Here is a 19,628-nt window from a genome sequence, read left to right on the forward strand (position 1 = left end):
GATTTCGGTCTTTTTTGCGCGCTCTAACGCTGTGGGACGGGGCGGATGTGTACAATAAAAGCGGCGGACCGAACAAAAATCGAATTTTGTGCCGCTTATGTGCAGGGGTTGATCCGGCAGGCGCGTCTATACAGGCGGGAAAGGGGGAGACACCGATTGACGAACAGGAATTGATTCGCCGCATTCTGCGCGGCGACCGGGACGCGTTCCGCGAACTGGTCGATGCGTATCGGCAGCCGGTATTCCGGATTGCTTTCTCGGTACTGCGCAGCGAGAAGGATGCCGAAGACGCAGCGCAGGAAGTGTTTATCCAGATTCATAAATCGCTCCCCGATTACCGTTCCCAGGGATTTAAGACGTGGATCTCCCGCATTGCGCTGAACAAGGCGATCGACTTCAAGCGCAAGCAGAACCGCCGCCGCGAAGATCTGTACGATTCCGAACCGGCGCTGCTTCAAGCGCCTTCGGGCGAAGAAGCTCCCCTGACCCGGATACTGCGGCAGGAGCGAGCGGAAGAGATCAAGCGGCGCATGATGGAGATGCCGGGCGGACACCGCGAGGTAATCGAAGCTTTTTATTTTCAAGGCAAGAACTACGAACAAATTTCGGCGGAGCTGCATGTGACGGTCAAGACCGTCGAATCGAAATTATACCGAGCCCGAATGTGGATTCGGCAGCACTGGCGGGAGGAGGAATGGCTGTGAACGATCGGAGAGAAGACTTGCGGGTACCGTGGGAAGCTTATATCCGCGGCACGCTGCCGGAGGCGAAGCGGGAACAATTGGAACGGCTGCTGCAAAGCGGGGACGAAGACGTATTCGGGCACTATCTGTCGGCGCTGGAACGCTGCGGGGCGCTGCTGCCGGAGCTACGGGCGGAAGATTCGTTCAGCGAACGGATCATGGACGCCATTCCGGAAGAAACGAGGGAGCAGCGGGGGCGTTTCGGCGGAAAATGGACCGAGCCGATCGTGCTCTACACGATGGCCGCCGCCGCCGCGCTGCTGCTGACCTTTACCGGCGCGTTCGATCGCTTGAGCGAAGGCGCTGGACACGCGGCGGGCGAAGCGGGCAAAGTATCGTATACCGAAAAGCTGGCTGAGAGTGCTTCGTCCTGGCTGAGCGGGTTGAAAGCGAAAGGAGACGAGCATGAATCAACAACGAAGTAAAGTGGCGGCGCTGCTGCTGAATATCATCCCGGGGCTCGGACATTTGTACTGGGGCAACAAAGGCCGGATCTTTATTTACTTCCTGCTGATCGGTACAGGAATGCTGGGGAGCATAGCGCTGTCGGTGCTCTCCGGCGACAACGAGTGGATTCTGGTGGGATTGGCCGGCGTGTTTATCGTCTGGTGCATCAGCATGTTGGATATCGTCATCGTGCTGCTGAACAGTCCTCCGGCCTCCAACGTGCCGCCGGAGGACTACGGCCTCGGCCGCGATTACCGGTCTTACCCCGACCGCGAACGCGGGAACGAAGCGGGAGACGAAGATCGGGACGCGCATATGGAATTCGCAGCGGAAGAATCCGACCGGCCGCCCTATCCGCCGATCGGCGAAGGGCGCATGCTGAGCGGCGCGGAGTCTTTTTCCGATTCGGAGCGCTTCTATACGGTGATCCTGAGCTTTGTGCCGGGACTCGGCCATCTGTACATGGGGCTGCTTCAGCGGGGCGTATCGTTCCTGGTGGCGTTCTTCGGCCTGGCGACCGCGCTTGTGTTCCTGACCGGCATTACGCACAATCATGCGTTTCTGCTGTTCATGGGCGTGCTGCCGATCGTTTGGATCTATGGGATGTTCGACGCGGTGCAGTTGGCCGAGCGCAAAAGCCGCGGCGAAAAAGTGCGGGACTTCTCGCTGGTCGAACAATGGGACATGGACCGCGAAGGCGGGCATAAAAGCCGGACGCTGGCGCTCGTGCTTTCCGTCGTGCCGGGCGCCGGTCAAATGTACATGGGATTGATGCAGCGCGGCGCGCAGTTCATGCTGCTGTTCTTCGGCAGTATTTACGTGCTGGATGTGCTGGGATTTTCGCTGTTCCTATTCCTGGTTCCGCTGATCTGGTTCTATTCGTTCTTCGACGCTTTGCAGCAGATCGGACGGTACGGGCGCGAGCCGCTGTTTGACAAACCGCTGATCCAGAGCCTGCTGTTGAACCGCCGCTGGATCGGCATTGCCCTGGTACTGCTGGGTGTGTACTATATCTTCGACCGCGTGGTGCTGGTGCTGATGGAAGCTTTTATGCACTGGAAACTGGCGCAGCTTCGGGTGATCTACGATTACGCCGAACCGGCGATTGTCCCGGTTCTGCTGATGATCGGCGGCATTGTGCTGATTCGAAGCCGGAAGAACGCATAAGCGACAAAAAGAACGGCAAAAAACCGCCCGCAGGCCGGAGAGCGATCTCCGGAGCGGGCGGTTTTTTAGACGAAGCGTAAAAAAGAGCGGCGGCGGATCGGGCCGCTGCGCGCGGCGAATCCCGGTTCTGCTTTAATTTCCGAGCTTGTCTTCAAGCTCCCGGCCCATTTCCGCGGAGCGTTCGGAGCAGCGCTGCGCGGCGCGGATCACCGCTCCGCGGAAGTCGCTCTCGTCGAGCTTGGCGATCGCGGCCTGGGTGGCTCCGTTGGGCGAGGTGACTTTGCGCCGCAGTTCGGCCGGTTCTTCGCCGGTTTGGCGGACCATCTGGGCCGCGCCGAGCACGGTCTGGACCGTCATCTCGCGCGCCTGCTCGCGCGTCAGTCCTCCAAGCTCGGCCGCTTCGATCAGCGCTTCCATAAGATAATAGACGTAAGCCGGGCCGCTGCCGGAGATGCCCGTCAGGGGATCGATCTTATCTTCGTCCGTTTCAACGATCGTGCCGACTGCTTCGAACAGCAAACGGGCCGTGCGGCGATGCTCGTCGGACAGGCCTTCGGAATAAGAAAGGCCGGTAACGCCCAGCCCGATCGTGCTCGACGTATTCGGCATCGTGCGCACGATCGGCTGATCTTCGCGGCCGAGCAGTTTGCGCATCGTGGCGATCGACAAGCCCGCGATCATCGAGACGACCAGCGTGCGTGGACCGATCAGCGCGCCGAGCTGATTCAGCGCTTCGGCCGCGTCTTTGGGCTTCATCGCCAGAATGACGATCGGCGAGGAGCGCAGCGCGTCGAGCTTCTCGGAGGGATCGTTTGTGGCGGCGGTTCCGTAGCGCTGCTTGAGGTCTTCAAGCCGTCCGCTGTCGCTCCGGTTCAGGAACGTAATTTGCGTGGGCGCAATCACCGCCCGGGCGATCAGGCCGCGGGCGACGGCTTCGGCCATCGAACCGGCCCCGTAGAAGCAAATGCGGTCTTCGATCAGCATGCGGGTCTGGGTCATGTTGAAATTCATCCTTTCCGATAAGCGAAATAAAAGAATAGGGACTGCATAGAGACTGGATAAATCGTTTATCCGAAACTCAAGGCCGGATCTGTCCGGTTCCCCGCACCACATATTTGGACGAAGTGAGCGCCGGCAGTCCCATCGGGCCGCGGGCGTGCAGCTTCTGCGTGCTGATGCCGATCTCCGCGCCGAAGCCGAATTCGAAGCCGTCCGTAAAGCGGGTGGAGGCGTTGTGGTAAACGGCGGCGGCGTCGATCTCGTTCAGAAAGCGGACCGCGTTCACGTCGCTTTCGGTGACGATAGCTTCGGAATGTTTGGTGCCGTATCGGGAGACATGCGCCAGCGCTTCGTCCAGATCGTTCACAATGCGGATATTCAAAATATAGTCGTTGTACTCCGTGGCGTAGTCTTCTTCCGACGCCGGCTTGGCTTCCGCAACCAGACTGCGCGTTTGCTCGTCTCCCCGCAGCTCGACGCCGCGCTCCAGCAGCGCGTCCGCGAGGCCGCGCAGTTCGCGCCGCGCGTAATCGGCGTGCACGATCAGCGTTTCCATCGAGTTGCACACCGAAGGACGCTGCACTTTCGCATTCAGCGCGATCGAAGCGGCCATGTCCGGCCGCGCCGATTCGTCGATATACGTATGGCAGACGCCGGCGCCCGTTTCGATGACCGGCACGGTCGAATTCAGCACGACATTTTGGATCAGCGAGCGTCCGCCGCGCGGAATAATCACATCCAACAGCCCGTTCAGCTTCAGCATCTCGTCGACGGAAGAGCGCGAAGCGTCTTCGATCAGCTGGAGCGCATCGGGCGGCACCTCCGTGCCGGCCAGAGCTTCGCGCAGCACCTGCGCGATCCGCCGGTTGGTGGAAAGGGCGGCCGAGCCGCCGCGCAGCACTACGGCGTTGCCGGTCTTGAGGCAGAGCGCCGCCGCGTCGACCGTGACGTTCGGGCGCGCTTCGTATACGATGCCGATCACGCCGAGCGGCACGCTGATCTTCTCGATACGCAGTCCGTTCGGGCGTTCGAACCGCTCCAGCGTCCGTCCCGTCGGGTCGGGAAGATCCGCGACCAGTCTGAGCGCGTCCGCGATCGAAGCGATCCGCTCCCCGCTCAGCATCAGGCGATCGAGCAGCGATTCGCTTGTGCCCTGCGAGCGTCCGCGTTCCAGATCTTCGCGGTTCGCTTCGATCAGCGAATCCCGCTCCGATACGAGCACGTCGGCCATTTTCAGCAGCGCCGCGTTTTTCTTGTCCGTGGAGACCGACGCCAGCTTGCGGGCGGCCGTTTGCGCCAGCAGCGCTTTGCTTCGCACCTCGCTGGTTTGGCGTTCAGTCGAGTGATCGGCCGATGTTTCGTTAATGCGCAGTTCGCTCATATCCTTTTCCTCCTTATCGATCTTCATATATCCCCGCTGTGCGGGGTTATCGGCCCAGCGAAATCCATTCGTCCCGGTGGATGGCTTCCAGCCGGTGCAGTCCCTGGAGCTTGTCCAGCACTTCGGGGCCGGACAAGCCGCAGACGCTCTGCAAATCTTCCATGTCGTAATTGACGACGCCTCGGCCGACGATACCGCCGTCCGGACCCAGCACCTCCACCACGTCGCCGGCGTGGAACTGTCCTTCGACGCCGGTGATGCCGACCGGCAGCAGGCTGCGTCCTTCTCCGGTCAGCGCCCGCTGCGCGCCGGCATCGACAATCAGCGCGCCGAGCGGGCGCGACAGATAGCCGAGCCACTGCTTTTTGACCGGCATCGACGAGAGCGTCGTCGTAAAGTGCGTGCCGCGTCCCGCGCCTTGGGCCGCCGCGGCCAGATCGCCGCTTTCGCCCGCACGGCCGATAAAGACCGGCACGCCGCCTCTTGTTGCGATGCGCGCCGCGTCGAGCTTGGAGCGCATGCCGCCCGTGCCGACGCCCGAGCCGGCGCCGCCGGCCATCCGGTAAATCTCGTCGTCGATCTCGTCTACCGTTTCGTATTTGAACGCGTCCGGATCGTGCCGCGGGTCCGCGCTGTACAGACCGTCCATATCGGTCAGGATCACCAGCCGGTCCGCTTTGACCAGATTCGCGACAAGCGCGGACAGCGTATCGTTGTCGCCGAATTTAAGTTCGTCGACCGAGACCGTATCGTTCTCGTTGAAGATCGGCAGAATGCCGCGCTCCAGCAGTTCCTCGATCGTCATGACCGCGCTGCCGATGCGTTTGCGGCTGTGGAAGTCCGTCCGCGTCAGCAGGATCTGCGCCGCGACCCGGTCGTATTTCGCCAGCGCTTCCTGATAGGCTCTCATCAGCAGCGCCTGTCCGACGGCCGCCGAAGCCTGCTTTTCGTGCAGCTTTTTGGGCCGTTCCCTGTAGCCGATCGCCCGAAATCCCGCGGCGACGGCGCCCGAGGTCACCAGTAGCGGATGATAGCCGCGCTCCGCGAGCTGCGCCAGCTCGCCCGCGAAGTAGGCGACCGCCGCATGGTCCAGTCCGCCGCGCGGGCCGGTCAGCGAGCTGCTGCCGATTTTGACTACGATGCGTTTTTGCATAATGCGTTCCTTCTTTCCGTGTGTCGCTGTCAGCCGGGAAGAACAAGCGGCGCAGCATAAAAAGCTTTCGTCCGGGCGCAGAAATAATCTGCGCGAAGGACGAAAGCTGTGAAATGCGCTTCCGCGGTACCACCTTGTTTGACGGCTTGCGCCGTCCGGCTCGCTTCCCCGTTAACGGAGGGAGACCGTCCGGACTTGTTCGCCCGGAGCGCTCGGGGGTAGGTTTCGGAACGATCCGCACCGTAAATTCTTTCAGCCAAAGACGAAGATTGAAACCGATGAGGTTAGAATCTTCGGCTCGGGAACGCAGAGAAGCACCGGATAAAGTGCGAACTGCGTTCCGATAGAAGACTAACTCTGTTCAAAGGTTGAAATTTTCGTCCGATTGGAATTTACTCTCTGTAAAGGCGAATACGTTCGTACTGGTCCCGTCATTGCGGTGTAACGTTTGGTTTTTCCTAGAATAGCACGCAGGCCGCCGTTAGGCAAGATGCCTCAAGGAAGCGAAAGCCGCTGCTCCATCGTGCGACGCAGCGTATCGGTGAACGCTTCGGCCGCTTTGGACAGCGAGCGTCCGCGCCGGTAGGCGATTACAAGCGTGCGGCTCGGCACCGGATCGGCCAGCGGCAGATAAACGGGAAGCAGCTCGCTGCGCTTGGCCCGGGCGACGAAGCGGGGGACGAGCGTCACGCCCATGCCCGCGGCCACCAGAGACTGAAGCGTCTCCATATTGCTGCTTTCGAATACCACATGAGGTTCGTAGCCCGCTTCCCGGCACAGATCCAGTACGATCTTGCGGAACCCCTGCCCCTGCTTGAGAATAATAAACGGCTCGTGCTCCAGCTCGCGCATGCTGACCCCGGCCAGCGGATAAGAGCCCGATCTCAGCGCGAGGCGGTGGCCGGGCGGAACGGCGAGATCGATCGGCTCGTCGGCGATCGGCTCGTAATCGAGCGTCGGCTCGTTTAGCGGGAGCGACAGCAGGCTGATATCCGATTTGCCGCTCGCCGTCAGCCGTTCCAGATTGTGAGAGGTGTCTTCTAGCAGCGTCACGTCGATGCCGGGATAGTCCGTGCGGAACGCGGGCAGCACATGCGGCAGCAGATGCGAGCCGGTGATCGGCATGCTGCCCACGGTAATCCGTCCTTTGCGCAGCTGCGAGATGTCTTCCATTTCGACGCGCAGAATTTCCATTTCGTCCACGATCCGCTGCGCCCGCTTCATGAATTCCATGCCGGCGTGCGTCAGCTCGACGGTACTCGTATTGCGCTGGAACAGCAGCACGCCCAGCTCTTTTTCCAGCTTGGAAAGCTGTTGGCTGAGCGACGGCTGGGCAATATGGAGCTTCTCCGCGGCCCGCGAGAAATTGCGTTCGGCGGCGATCATCAGCGCGTATTGCAGTTGTCTAAGTTCCATGATGGGTCTTCCTTCCGTCGATTGTTTCGGATTGCTTTTTGCTGCACCGTTAACTTTATAGGCACAACCTATCGCGATTATAGTTATTATATCTTGGAACAATGAGTCATGACCATGTTATATTTAATCCAATCTAAAAAGCCGGCGGCGCGCAGGCGTCCGGGTCGGTACCAATCCAGCGCGGGGGGAACAAACATGAGCAAAAAGACATTGTACGAGAAAATCTGGGACAATCACGTCATCTATCAAAAAGAAGGCGAACCGAGCATCATCTATATCGACCTGCACCTGGTGCACGAAGTGACTTCGCCGCAGGCGTTCGAAGGTCTGCGCCTCGGCGGCCGCCAGGTCCGCCGTCCGGACCGCACGTTCGCCACGATGGACCACAACGTGCCGACGACCGACCGCTTCAATATCAAAGACCCGATCTCCAAACAGCAGATCGATACGCTGACGCAGAACTGCAAAGACTTCGGCGTCAAGCTGTTCGACCTCGACACGATCGACCAGGGCGTCGTGCACGTTATGGGACCGGAACTGGGCTTGACCCATCCGGGCAAAACGATCGTCTGCGGCGACAGCCATACCTCCACGCACGGCGCGTTCGGCGCGCTGTCGTTCGGGATCGGCACGAGCGAAGTGGAGCACGTGCTGGCGACCCAGTGTCTCCAGCAGGGCAAGTCCAAAACGATGGAAGTCCGCTTCGTCGGCAAACGCAAACCGGGCGTAACCGCCAAGGACATGATTCTGGGCGTCATCGCCAAATACGGCACCGACTTCGCGACCGGCTACGTATTGGAGTACACGGGCGAGTCGATCCGCGAGCTGACGATGGAAGAACGCATGACGGTCTGCAATATGTCGATCGAAGGCGGAGCGAGAGCGGGACTGATCGCGCCGGACGAAACGACGTTCGCTTACATCAAGGGCCGCGAACACGCGCCGCAGGGCGCGGCATTCGAAGCGGCGGTGGCCGATTGGAAAAATCTCGTTACCGACGAAGGCGCCGGGTACGACCGCGTCGTCGAATTCGACGTCGACTCGCTGATTCCGCAGGTCACCTGGGGCACCAGCCCGGGCATGGGCACGGATATCGATTCCGTCGTGCCGAACCCGGCCAACTTTACGACGGAGAACGAACGCCGCGCGGCCGAGAAAGCGCTGGAGTATATGGATCTGGCGCCGGGCACGAGAATGTCCGACATTCCGGTCGACTACGTCTTTATCGGTTCCTGTACCAACGGACGGATCGAAGATCTGCGCGCCGCGGCCGAAGTGGCCAAAGGCTATCAGGTATCGGCGAACGTGACCGCGATCGTCGTTCCGGGATCGGGCCGCGTCAAGCTGCAGGCCGAACAGGAAGGATTGGACGTCGTATTCCGCGAAGCCGGTTTCGAATGGCGCGAGGCGGGATGCAGCATGTGCCTGGCGATGAACCCGGACGTGCTGCAGCCGGGACAGCGCTGCGCATCGACGTCGAACCGCAACTTCGAAGGCCGCCAGGGCCGCGGAGGACGCACCCATCTGGTCTCGCCGGCTATGGCCGCCGCAGCCGCGATCCGCGGACGATTTACCGATGTTCGCGACTGGACGTTCAAGACCGAAGTCGTCAGCTGACCCGACTATTCCCGAAAAGAGGAGACTAATCTATGGAAGCATTCAAACAATTAAACGGGCTCGTCGCTCCGGTGGACCGGGTCAATGTCGATACGGACGCGATCATCCCCAAGCAGTTTCTGAAACGGATCGAACGGACCGGCTTCGGCCAGTTCCTGTTCTTCGAATGGCGCTTCGACGAAGCGGGCAGCGAAATCCCTTCGTTCGAAATGAACAAACCGCGCTATCAGGGAGCGGAAGTGCTGATCTCCCGCGCCAACTTCGGCTGCGGTTCGTCCCGCGAACACGCGCCGTGGGCGATCATGGACTACGGATTCCGCTGCGTCATCGCGCCTTCGTTCGCCGATATTTTCTACAACAACTGTTTCAAAAACGGCATCCTGCCGATCAAGTTGTCCGAAGAGCAGGTTCAAGATCTGTTCAGCCGCACCGCCGAGCACGAAGGCTACCGCCTGAATGTAAACCTTGAAGACAAAACGCTCACCGACGAATTCGACCTCAAGATCGATTTCGACCTGGACGAACACCGCCGCCAGTTCCTGCTGCAAGGCCTGGACGACATCGGCCTGACGCTCCAGCACGAAGACGCGATCTCCGCCTTCGAAGCCAAACGCAGCGAGCGGGTTTACGCCTGACCAAGTAGGGCAGGAGACTTCCGCACATTCGAAAGCCCGCAGCTTCCGCTGCGGGCTTTAAGGCGTTGAGAAGGTTCATATAAAAATTAAAAAAAGCCGCTCCGCGAAGAAGGCTTTTTTGTGAGAAAGCTAATCTCTGCAAGGCCTCCACGCCGATATGAAATAAAGGGAAAACTCCGAATTTCGGACATGCGAAAAAAAACGCCGCAACTTTCCAAAAAAGTCCGCGTCTAAGGTAACGTGAGCAACTGTCGGGATGGCAAGGGTTCGGAAGCGGTCCAAAAGGCGTTTGGGAGCAAGCGCGAGTAGGATCGTAGCCGTTTGTCTCTATTTTTAAACGAGACAAGCGGGTATTCCGGCGAAAAAAGCGAAAAATGGTAGAGGTGGACAATGAAAAAGTACGGTTTAGCGGCAATGATGGCGGTCCTGATGCTGATGTTCTTGCTCCCGCATACGGGACAAGCGGCATCCTCGGGAACCAAAGTGTATCTTGACAACCGGCAGCTGACGAACGCGGAAGCAGTTCTGGTCGGCGGATCGACAATGGTCCCGATTCGGGTTTTGTCCGAAGAACTCGGCTACCAGGTGATCTGGGATCAGAAAGCGCAGCAGGTCGCGATTATCGGAGAAGCGGGTCAAACCGTACTCACCATTAACCAGAAAACGGCTCAGGTAAACGCTCAATCCGTGACGCTCGACCAACCGGCGATCGTCCAGAATTCGACGACCTATGTGCCGCTGCGGTTCGTGAGTACGCAGATGGGCCTTCAGATCAAGTGGAACAACGCGGCCAAAACCGTGTATTTGACTTCTGCGGCCGGAGCGGGCGGGGGTTCGGTCGGGGTAACGGTGCCGGGCACGACCACGCCGGTTACGACGACTCCGGCCGATCCCGCTTCGGGCGCGGCGGAAGTGAACGCAATCAGCTTCAGCGACAATCGTCTGATGATCTCGCTGAGCAAAGCCGTAACGCCGCAGGATTCGGTGCTGACGGGCAGCGACCGTATCGTCGTCGATCTGCCGAATGCCAAGTTCGGCGCGGCTTTCGGCGGCGGCATGAAGCTGGGCGACGTTTCGACGCTTAAAGTAACGGATGCGGCGAACGTTTCGCAGGTTCGTTACTCGCTGTACAGCAGTTCGCCTTCGACGGTGCGTGTCGTGATCGACCTCAAGAGCGCGAATGCGTACAAGCTGACGACCGAAGGCACGGCTATCTTCGTCGCGCTGGACAAAGTGGCGGGAACGCCGAACACCAGCGTGGGCGGCAACGGCAAGAAAGTAATCGTGATCGACGCCGGACACGGCGACCAGGACCCGGGCGCAGTCGGCCCGACGGGCGTAAGGGAAAAAGACGTCAATCTGGCTATCGCGCTCAAACTGGAAAAAATCCTCAAGCAGAATTCGAAGATCGACGTGGTGATGACGCGCAGCGACGACACGTTCCTCGAACTCAAGGAGCGGGTAAAAGTCGCCGAGAACGTCAAAGCCGACGTATTCCTGTCGATTCACCACAACAGCGGATCGTCTTCGGCGAGCGGCACCGAAACGTATTATCAGCGCGCCGACAGCAAATCGCTGGCGACCACGCTGCATAAGTATCTGGTAGCGGCGACCGGCTTCAAAGACCGCAAAGTCCAGTACGGCAACTTCCACGTGATTCGCGAAACGACGATGCCGGCCTCGCTGGTCGAAGTCGGATTCGTCAGCAACGCGGCGGAAGCGGCGCAGATCAGAACGGACGCTTTCCAGCAGAAAGTCGCGGAAGCGCTGGCCAAAGGACTGCTCGAATATCTCGGACTGTAAGCAGCATACGCATCAAACATTACAATTCTTTCATACATTCGCCGCCGGCAGGAAAGTTATACGCCGGCGGCGAATTTATTGTTTTAAGCTAAATCGCTGTTTAATGTGGGGAAGGGGAAAAAGCATGAAGAAGTTCAAAACCAACCGTCGGCAGTCGTCCGGCCAATCCGATAAACGCAAGGTGAATCCGGTGGTGCCGGCCGTGCTGGCCGTTGTCATGGGCGCGAGCGGGGGCTCGTTTGCTCTGGCGGCCGAACCGGCGGGAACGACAACGGCGGCTGTAACGGCAGCCGGCGCTTCGGCGTTCGGCGACGTGGCTGCCGGCCACTGGGCGGAGAAACATATCTATAAGCTGGCTTCGCAGGGAATCGTGCTGGGGCAAAGCGGCAAATTCAAACCCTCGGACAATATCACCCGCCAGGAAGCGATCACGATGGCGATCCGGTTCAGCGGCGCGGAGAAAGAATTAGGCAGCGCCGATACGGCCGTTCTGCCGGACGGGTTGACCGTCAGCGCTTATTTTAAACCGTATGTCGATCTGGCGCTGGATAAAGGACTGATCAAATCCACGGAGGAGAGCGACGTCGACGGCAAATCGTGGGGCGCGCAGCCGGCGAGCCGCGAATGGGTGACCAAGCTGATCGTGCGGGCGATCGGCAAAGAAAGCGAAGCGCTGCTGAGCTCGTCGGCCACGTCTTTTGCGGATAATGATTCGATCTCCAAAAGCAATCTGGGCTATGTCAGCACGGCGGTCAAGCTCGGAATCGCTCACGGGATGGCGAACAACAAGTTCAATCCCGTCGGTCTTGTAACGCGCGCCCAGATGGCGACCTTTTTCAGCCAGGCCGAAAGCTATATCACGCCTGCATACGACGGAGCGGCGACCGGGATCGTAACGGCGCTGACGCCGAACTCCGTTACGCTGTACGCGGACGGGCGCAGCCTGTCTTACTCGCTCGACGCGGGGACGGGATACTTTACTTCCGCTTCCGACAAAAGAACCTCGGCTTCGGAGCTCAAGCTGTATACCAAAGTGATGGCGGCGGGAGCGGGCGGCAGAGCCGGCTATATCGAAATCGTCGATCCGCAGGCGCAGGTCGAAACGATCGGCGGGGAATTTGCGCGCACGACGGGCGGAAACACGCTGTGGCTGGCGACCGACAACGGCTACGACCCGTACGCGTACGACGCATCGGTTTCGTTCACGGACCAAAACGGCGGTACAATCGACCCCCTGAAGCTTGCGGCCGGAAGCCGGCTGTCGCTGCTGCGAGAAACGTATTCGGGCCAGCATAAGATCCTGGCCGTTCAGGTCATGTCCGGCAACGTGAGCAAGACCGACACCGGAACGGTAACGGGCACGGACGCGGCTTCCGGCACCGTGACATTCGTCGGATCGACGGGACAAAGCGAACAGTACAAGCTCGATTCCTCCTCGATCATCCGATATCAGAGCGAAATCCTGTCGGCGGCGGATCTCAAAGCGGGCAGCAAAGTCCGTTATACGATTGAAAACAATACGGTCCGCACGATCGAAGTGACGGAGAGCGTAGAGCGCACGATCACGGCTTCGCTGTATCAAAAAGCGGCCGACGGCTCCACCGTTACGTACAAGACCGATTCGGGCGCGCTGGAGGTCAAGCTGCTGTCGGATAAAGCGATCGTCGTGGTGGCGGGCAAGAACGCGGCGCTGTCCGATCTGATTGCGGACAAAGCCCAGGGCGACCGGGTGGAACTGACGCTGAACGCAAGCGGCGAAGTTACGCGAATCGTCGTCAAGAACCGCGAAGCGACCCAGCTGTCCCATGTGACGGTCAGCTCTTACGACGCGGCGACCGGCGTGCTGGCCGTGATCGACGCGAGCGGCAAACCGTACGCGTTCACCGTCGACGGCAGTACCCGCCTTGTCTACAATGCGGCATCGACGACGCTTAAAGGCCTGGAGTCGCAGCTGATCAAAGGCCGTCAGGTCAACCTGACGGGCGTGGGCAGCCGGCTGCTGTCGCTCGAAGTCGTCTACAAATACGAAGGCACGGTCGATTCGATCAACAACGCGACTTCGGTGCTGACATTGAAGCTGGACGACGGTTCGCTCGTCAAACTGCCGTTCAGCTATACCGGAGTGTACGTCCAGGTGTACGGCATCAATACCGCCGTTTTGTCCGACGTCAAAGCCGGCGATCGGGTAACGGCTTCGCTGTACACGGACCGCATGCTGCTGCAATCGGTGGCGGTGCAAACCACGAAGCAGTTCAAAGTGACGAATCTGTCTCCGTCGACCAATCGTTTGACGGTGGAGCTGAACGGAACCTCGTCCAGCCTGTACGTCGAGAATTCCGCGATCGTCAACGCGCAGGGAGCGGCGATCGGATACGCGGGACTTGCAGTCGGCAATCTGGTCGACGTTACGTTTGGCGGAGCCGACGCATCGAAAGTCCGGCTGTCCGACAGCGTGAAGGGAACGGTCCTGAATGTCGATACGACCGGCAAAACAGTCACGATCCAAACGTCCGCGGGAGCGACCCGCATGTATTCCGGCGCGAACGCGGCGCTGAACGTGGTCCAAAACGGTTCAACCCTGTCCGGGTTCTCCGTCCTGAGAGCCGGCGACCACGTCCAGGCGGTCGTGCAGCCGGACGGCGGCGCTTCCCTGACTTTATTTACGACGCTGAGCCGGAATTTCTGGAAATACGATGCTTCTTCGCAAACGCTCTACGTCAAGCGCGCGGCGGGTTCGTCGGAAAATTATATGTTCCAGGTGTCTCCGGAAGCCTGGATTCATCAAGGAACGACGAATATCAACGTGCAATCGCTCGCCGGAGATGATAAAATTGTATTGTATTTGAACAACAACGTCGTATACGAGCTCGAGAAACCATAGATCCGTCTCCACAGGCTGCCAGGTACGGCCAGGCCGGCTCGGCGCGAACGCTACCGTTCGCGCCGGCCGGTTTGTCTTTGGAATCGGAACTTTGTTCTCTCCCTCGGAAGCGCGGAAAAGGATTGGAGCCATGACGAATCCGAAAGTCAGACATATTCTGGATACGATTGCCGGCATGTACCCGGACGCGCACTGCGAACTGAATCACCGCAGCGCGTTCGAGCTGACGATTGCGGTTCTGCTGTCGGCCCAGTGTACGGATGCCACGGTCAATAAAGTCACGCAGGACCTGTTTCAAAAGTATCATGCGCCGGCCGATTACGTTGCCGTTTCGCGCGAGGAACTGGAACAGGATATCCGGCGAATCGGACTGTACCGCAACAAGGCGAAGCATATTCAAAATCTTTGCCATCTGCTGCTCGAGCAGTACGGAGGCGAGATCCCGAGCGCGCACGACGAGCTGGTCAAACTGCCCGGCGTCGGACGCAAAACGGCGAATGTGGTCGTGTCGAACGCATTCGACGTGCCCGCGATCGCGGTCGATACCCATGTGGAGCGGGTATCGAAGCGGCTGTCGCTGGCTGCGGAAACCGATTCCGTACTCGAAGTCGAGAAAAAGCTGATGAAAAAAGTGCCGAAGGAAGAATGGACGATCACGCATCACCGTCTGATTTTCTTCGGCCGGTATCACTGCAAGGCGCAGTCCCCGAACTGCCAGGTTTGTCCGCTGCTCGACGTCTGCAAAGAAGGCAAAAAAAGAATGAAGACGTCGACGGTGCGCAGAAGCCGCAAATCGGGATAAAAGCCGAATCGCCGCGAGGCGGCTTGAAAATTCAATGAAAAAGAGGATGGACAGAATGGAAAACATGAGATGCGTAACGGTATACACCAACGAGTTTGAAAAATTTTCGGATATTTTCGAGCAGGTACTGATCAGCGATATTCCCGAAAACGAAGACACCGAAGTCGAAGGCGTAACCGTCGGCTCCGTCAGCGATATTCCGGAAGAGTATATCGAGCAAATGCGAGTAAAGCCGGAAGTCGTGGTTATGCGGGACAAAAAACGCGGAATTACGATTCTGCAGCACGGCAAAATCTTCGAAATCTTTATTCCATCCGTTTAATCGTCTGCCGCCGGGCCGAAGCTCGGCCGCGGCGGACAGCATAAATCGGCATCGAACCTGGAGGAGCATATGGCGGAAACGACGATGACACCCCGGGATCTGCACACGACATTGGAGCGGCTGAATGCCGCTCTAATTTCATATGGAGATCCGGAAAACGTGGCCAAGATCGGCCAACTGGAACAGAAATGGCGCGACCGGGAATTGACGCTCGCGTTCCTCGGACACTTTTCGGCGGGCAAATCGAGTCTGATCAACGCGCTCTGCGGCGGACCGATCCTGCCGTCGGGACCGCTGCCGACGACGGCAAACGCCGCTGTGATCCGCAGCGGAGAGCGGCGCGCGGAAATCACGCTGCATGCGAACGAAGAAGCGGGAACCGCGGAAGCGCCCTCGCATACGGACGGACGCAAGATCGTGCTCGATCCGGAAGACATGCAGGAAACGCTGGCCGTGTACTGCAAAGACGGCGAAGCGTACGCGACGGTGGAGATCTGGGACGAAATTCCCCTGCTGGACGGCGGAGGCGCGTTTCTCGATACGCCGGGCGTCGATTCGACGGACGCGGCGCACGCTTCGGCGACGGACGCGGCGCTGCATCTGGCGGATATCGTGTTCTATGTGATGGATTACAACCACGTTCAATCCGAGACCAATCTGGCATTCGCCAAAAGTTTGTCGGACCTGGGCAAGCCGCTGTATCTGATTATCAATCAGGTGGACAAGCATCGCGAAGAAGAACTGTCTTTTGCGGATTATCGGGAAAGCGTGGAGCGCACCTTCGCCGACTGGCGCATCGGGGCGGCGGGCGTACTGTATCTGTCCGTCAAATATCCGCGGCATCCGCTCGGCGGCTGGAACCGGCTCACGAATCTGATCGGCAGCCTGCTGGGCGACCGGGAAGAACTGCTGGAGCGCGGCATCCGGCTGGCGGCGTCCGACCTGATCGATCGGCATATCGCGCGCGAACGGGAGGATCGTCCGGCGGAAGCCGCGCCGATGTCCGAGGAAGAAGAAGCGCTGGAGCACGGCGCGGAAGACAGTTTGCAAGCGCTTCAGCGGGAGCGGAGCGAGATCGCCGACCGTGGCGCGATCATGCGCGAAGCGCTGGCGTCCGATCTGAATCGAACGCTGGACAACGCTCCGATCATGCCGGCTTCCCTGCGCGATCTCGTCGCCGGCTATCTGGAAGCATCGGCGCCGGGCTTTAAAGCCGGCGGGCTGTTCGGTTCGAAGCGCAAAACCGAACAGGAGCGTTCCGGTCGGCTCGAAACGGTAACGGGCGATTTCGCCGAGCGGGTCGAAGCCGGGCTCGACGTGCATGTGCGCGAACGGCTGCGCGCGTTCGGGCGAGAACTGGGCGGCTGGGACGCCTCGGCGGAACGGGAGCTGGAGCAGGCGCTGCCGCGCGTGGAAAGCGGCTGGATCTCGTCGCGCTTGAAAGAAGGCGCGCGGCTGTCGCCGGAATATGTCATGAACTTCTCCGGCGATCTGCGCGCCGACGCGCTGGCGCGCTTTCGCCGGGCGGCGCTGGAATTCGCCGACCGCCTGCTTGAGCGCCGCTCACCGGAAGGCGCGCAGCGGCTGGAGCAGTTGGAGCGCGAGATCGGCTCCGCGGAAGCGCTGGCTTCCAAAGCGCGCATCCGGCGCGAAGTGCGCGAAGAACTGGACCTGCGCGAAGCCCGGCTGAGAGAAGCGGCCGGCCCGGCGGATACTCTGCCGGAGCTGCGGCTGCCGGAACTGTACGCCGGGGAAGAGGCGTATTCGGCGGACGCCGGAGGCGAAGTGCCGGCTGCCGGTATTTCGGCGGCGGAAACGCCGCGAAGCAGCCGGGCAGAATCGGGCGAAGCGGACAGCGCCGGGCGAAGCGGCGTCCCGGCGGCGTCCGAATCGCCGCGGAATGCCGGCGCGGCCGATGCAGCCGCTGCCGCTGCGGGCGCGCCGCGCGGCGAAGGCGGCTTGGCGGCCGCCGGGCATTCTTCCGGCGTCGACGCGCCGGAAAGCGGCAGCGCCGAAGCGCCGGCGGAACTCGCCGGCGAAGCCGCCCCGGCCGCCGATACCGGGCGGCTGCGCATTCTGCACGCGGCGGCGGACCGGCTGCAGGCCGCCGCCGCGCTGCTTGCGCCGCTGCCGGCGTTCGGCTCCGCCGTGCGCGCGATGCGCGGGCGCGAAGCCTCGCTGCGCGGCGGGCGCTTTACGCTGGCGCTGTTCGGCGCGTTCAGCGCAGGCAAGTCTTCGTTCGCCAACGCTCTGCTTGGCGATCATTACCTGCCGGTGTCGCCGCATCCGACGACCGCGGCGATCAGCCGCATCATGGCGCCCGAAGGCGGCGCCGCGCACGGCCAGGCCCTCGTCGTCATGAAGACGAGGGAAGAGCTGCTCGGCGATCTGGCCGACGCCTGCGAACTGCTGGGCCTGGGCGATCCGGCGTCCGGCCGCTGGCGGGAAGAAGTCCGCGCGCTCACGCCCGAGCGCGTGCACCCGTCCGGCCGCGCGCATTACGGCTTTCTGCGCGCGGCGGACGCCGGATACGACGGCGCCGAACCGCTGCTCGGCGCGGAGCTGACAGCCGGGCCGGACGAGTTCCGGCTGTACGCCGCGGACGAGACCCGAGCCTGCTTCGTCAAACGGATCGACCTGTATATCGATTCGCCGCTGACGCGGCAGGGGATCGTGCTGGTCGATACGCCGGGAGCGGATTCCGTGCACGCCCGGCATACGGGCGTCACGTTCGATTATATGAAGAACGCCGACGCGCTGGTGTTCGTGACGTATTACAATCACGCGTTTTCGCGCGCCGACCGCCAGTTTCTGGCGCAGCTCGGCCGCGTCAAAGGCAGCGATACGGTCGACAAGACGTTCTTTATCGTCAATGCCGCCGATCTGGCCGATTCGCCGGAAGAATGCGGCGGCGTAACCGGGCATCTGGAAGAGCGGCTGCGCGGCGAAGGCATCCTGAATCCGCGTATTTATCCCGTGTCCAGTCTCCAGGCGCTGCGGGACAAGCGGCAGGCCGCTTTGTCCGGCGGCGCAGCCGTCGCGCCGGCTGGTTCGAACCCGGCCGGTTCCGCCGCCGCTCTCCATAACGGAGGCCCGGCGCCGATTGCGGCGGGACTCGACCGGTTCGCGGATTTCGAGCGCGAACTGATGCACTTCGCGGCCGAGGAGCTGGCCGGGCTTGCCGCCCAGTCGGCCGACCGCGAGATCGAGGCGGCGGCGCAGCGTCTGCGCGAATGGATCGAGGAAGCCGACCGGGGCGAAGAAGCGCGCGCCCTGCGCCGGGAAGAACTCGAACGTTCGCTGGCGAAAGCCGCCGGTCTGCTGCGCGAAGCGGGCGGAGCCGACAAGATGCCGGAACTGATTCGCGAGATCCGCGAGCTGCTGTTCCATGTGCGGCAGCGGATCGAGCTTCGCTTCAGCGTCTGGTTTGCGGAAAGTTTCAATCCGGCGCTGCTGCATACGGGCGGCGGCGACCTCAAAGCTTCTTTCCTGGCCTGCGGGCGCGAGCTGTCCCGCATGATCGCGCGCGAGACCGAGAACGAACTGCTGGCCACCGGTCTTCGGATCGAACGCGCCGGCGAACGAATGCTGACGGAAGAAGTAAACGGGCTGCTGAGCGCGCTGGCGGAGCTCGGCGCTCCGTTCGACGCGCTGGAGCGGGAAGACGCCGGAACCTGGCAAACGCCCGAAGTGTCCGAGGTGCAGCTCGGCGGAGCGGTGGACTGGAATTCCTTGTGGCCGATGTTCAAGAACCCGAAAGCTTTCTTCGAGCAAAAAGGAAGAGACCGGGTACGGGAAGCGGCGCTGGTTTCTTTCCGCGAAGCGCTGCAGAGCGTGACGGAAGGCCGTTTGCCGGAATTCGAAGCGGCCTACGGCCGGCAGCTTGCGGACAAGCTGCGTCAGAAGACGGAAGCGCTGCTGCGCCGCGCGGAAGAACTGGCCGAAGGCACCCGGCTGTCGCTGTCGGACGCGCCGGATACGCAGCTCTGGGCGCGTACGCAAGCGGAGCTGGCCGCCGTGTTTGCCGGCCGCACGGACTGACGCCAAGCGACCGGTATAAAAGTCTCGGTTGTTAGAAAACACTTCTGGCAAATAAAAACTTTAATTGTAAATAGCATGGATGAGCAGGATTTAACTTGCTTTTTCATGCTTTTTTTGCGCAAATAAAATGAGTTTCAGGTCTCATATTGCTGGGTAACTTGTATGAAGAAAGGCTTACACCTGCTAGAATAAAGATTGACCAAAATGAAGACTAACTAAAA

General features: G+C 60.7%; 14 protein-coding genes. 10 read left to right on the forward strand and 4 right to left on the reverse strand.

Going from position 1 to position 19,628, the window contains the following annotated elements:
- The first annotated feature begins 170 nt into the window (after positions 1-170).
- From QWJ34_RS07765 to QWJ34_RS07775, 3 genes are read left to right on the forward strand one after another with little or no spacing between them, the layout of a single operon-like run.
- A complete protein-coding gene (locus tag QWJ34_RS07765; RefSeq protein ID WP_302726649.1) occupies positions 171-704 on the forward strand; it encodes an RNA polymerase sigma factor in 534 nt (177 codons plus the stop codon).
- Complete coding sequence (locus QWJ34_RS07770; protein WP_302726650.1) at positions 701-1,168, forward strand: hypothetical protein; 468 nt, start codon at positions 701-703, stop codon at positions 1,166-1,168. Before QWJ34_RS07765 ends, QWJ34_RS07770 begins: the two co-directional genes overlap by 4 nt.
- Complete coding sequence (locus QWJ34_RS07775) at positions 1,149-2,357, forward strand: hypothetical protein (protein ID WP_302726652.1); 1,209 nt, start codon at positions 1,149-1,151, stop codon at positions 2,355-2,357. The genes QWJ34_RS07770 and QWJ34_RS07775 overlap by 20 nt, the downstream gene beginning before the upstream one ends.
- A 132-nt stretch (positions 2,358-2,489) precedes the next feature.
- On the opposite strand, the gene proC is transcribed toward QWJ34_RS07775, so the two are convergent.
- The 4 genes from proC to QWJ34_RS07795 form a co-directional block, all read right to left on the reverse strand.
- A complete protein-coding gene (gene proC / locus QWJ34_RS07780) occupies positions 2,490-3,356 on the reverse strand; it encodes a pyrroline-5-carboxylate reductase (RefSeq protein ID WP_302726654.1) in 867 nt (288 codons plus the stop codon).
- 79 nt (positions 3,357-3,435) lie between these two features.
- Entirely contained in the window at positions 3,436-4,737 is a 1,302-nt protein-coding gene (locus QWJ34_RS07785) for a glutamate-5-semialdehyde dehydrogenase (protein WP_302726656.1), read from the reverse strand.
- A 46-nt stretch (positions 4,738-4,783) separates the two neighbouring features.
- Entirely contained in the window at positions 4,784-5,890 is a 1,107-nt protein-coding gene (proB, locus tag QWJ34_RS07790; RefSeq protein WP_302726658.1) for a glutamate 5-kinase, read from the reverse strand.
- Positions 5,891-6,385: 495 nt separating this feature from the next.
- Positions 6,386-7,306: a LysR family transcriptional regulator gene (locus QWJ34_RS07795; protein WP_302726659.1), complete on the reverse strand. Its 921-nt coding sequence runs from the start codon at positions 7,304-7,306 to the stop codon at positions 6,386-6,388.
- Positions 7,307-7,501: 195 nt separating this feature from the next.
- Between QWJ34_RS07795 and leuC the strand changes: the two genes are divergently transcribed.
- The 7 genes from leuC (at position 7,502) to QWJ34_RS07830 (ending at position 19,407) form a co-directional block, all read left to right on the forward strand.
- On the forward strand, positions 7,502-8,923 hold the full coding sequence (leuC, locus tag QWJ34_RS07800; RefSeq protein ID WP_302726660.1) for a 3-isopropylmalate dehydratase large subunit: 1,422 nt from the start codon (positions 7,502-7,504) through the stop codon (positions 8,921-8,923).
- 32 nt (positions 8,924-8,955) lie between these two features.
- The gene (leuD, locus tag QWJ34_RS07805) at positions 8,956-9,558 is read left to right on the forward strand and encodes a 3-isopropylmalate dehydratase small subunit (protein WP_302726661.1); all 603 of its coding nucleotides are present in this window, start codon (positions 8,956-8,958) and stop codon (positions 9,556-9,558) included.
- Between the two features lie 390 nt (positions 9,559-9,948).
- Positions 9,949-11,361, forward strand: coding sequence for an N-acetylmuramoyl-L-alanine amidase family protein (locus tag QWJ34_RS07810; RefSeq protein ID WP_302726662.1), 1,413 nt, complete (start codon positions 9,949-9,951; stop codon positions 11,359-11,361).
- A 124-nt stretch (positions 11,362-11,485) separates the two neighbouring features.
- Entirely contained in the window at positions 11,486-14,242 is a 2,757-nt protein-coding gene (locus tag QWJ34_RS07815) for an S-layer homology domain-containing protein (RefSeq protein WP_302726664.1), read from the forward strand.
- Between the two features lie 130 nt (positions 14,243-14,372).
- Positions 14,373-15,044, forward strand: coding sequence for an endonuclease III (nth, locus tag QWJ34_RS07820; RefSeq protein ID WP_302726666.1), 672 nt, complete (start codon positions 14,373-14,375; stop codon positions 15,042-15,044).
- A gap of 64 nt (positions 15,045-15,108) precedes the next feature.
- Positions 15,109-15,366, forward strand: coding sequence for an NAD/NADP transhydrogenase alpha subunit (locus QWJ34_RS07825; protein ID WP_302726736.1), 258 nt, complete (start codon positions 15,109-15,111; stop codon positions 15,364-15,366).
- Between the two features lie 69 nt (positions 15,367-15,435).
- The gene (locus tag QWJ34_RS07830; protein WP_302726667.1) at positions 15,436-19,407 is read left to right on the forward strand and encodes a dynamin family protein; all 3,972 of its coding nucleotides are present in this window, start codon (positions 15,436-15,438) and stop codon (positions 19,405-19,407) included.
- Positions 19,408-19,628 lie beyond the last annotated feature (221 nt).

Source organism: Saccharibacillus sp. CPCC 101409 (genome assembly GCF_030518235.1).
In the GTDB taxonomy this organism is placed as follows: domain Bacteria; phylum Bacillota; class Bacilli; order Paenibacillales; family Paenibacillaceae; genus Saccharibacillus.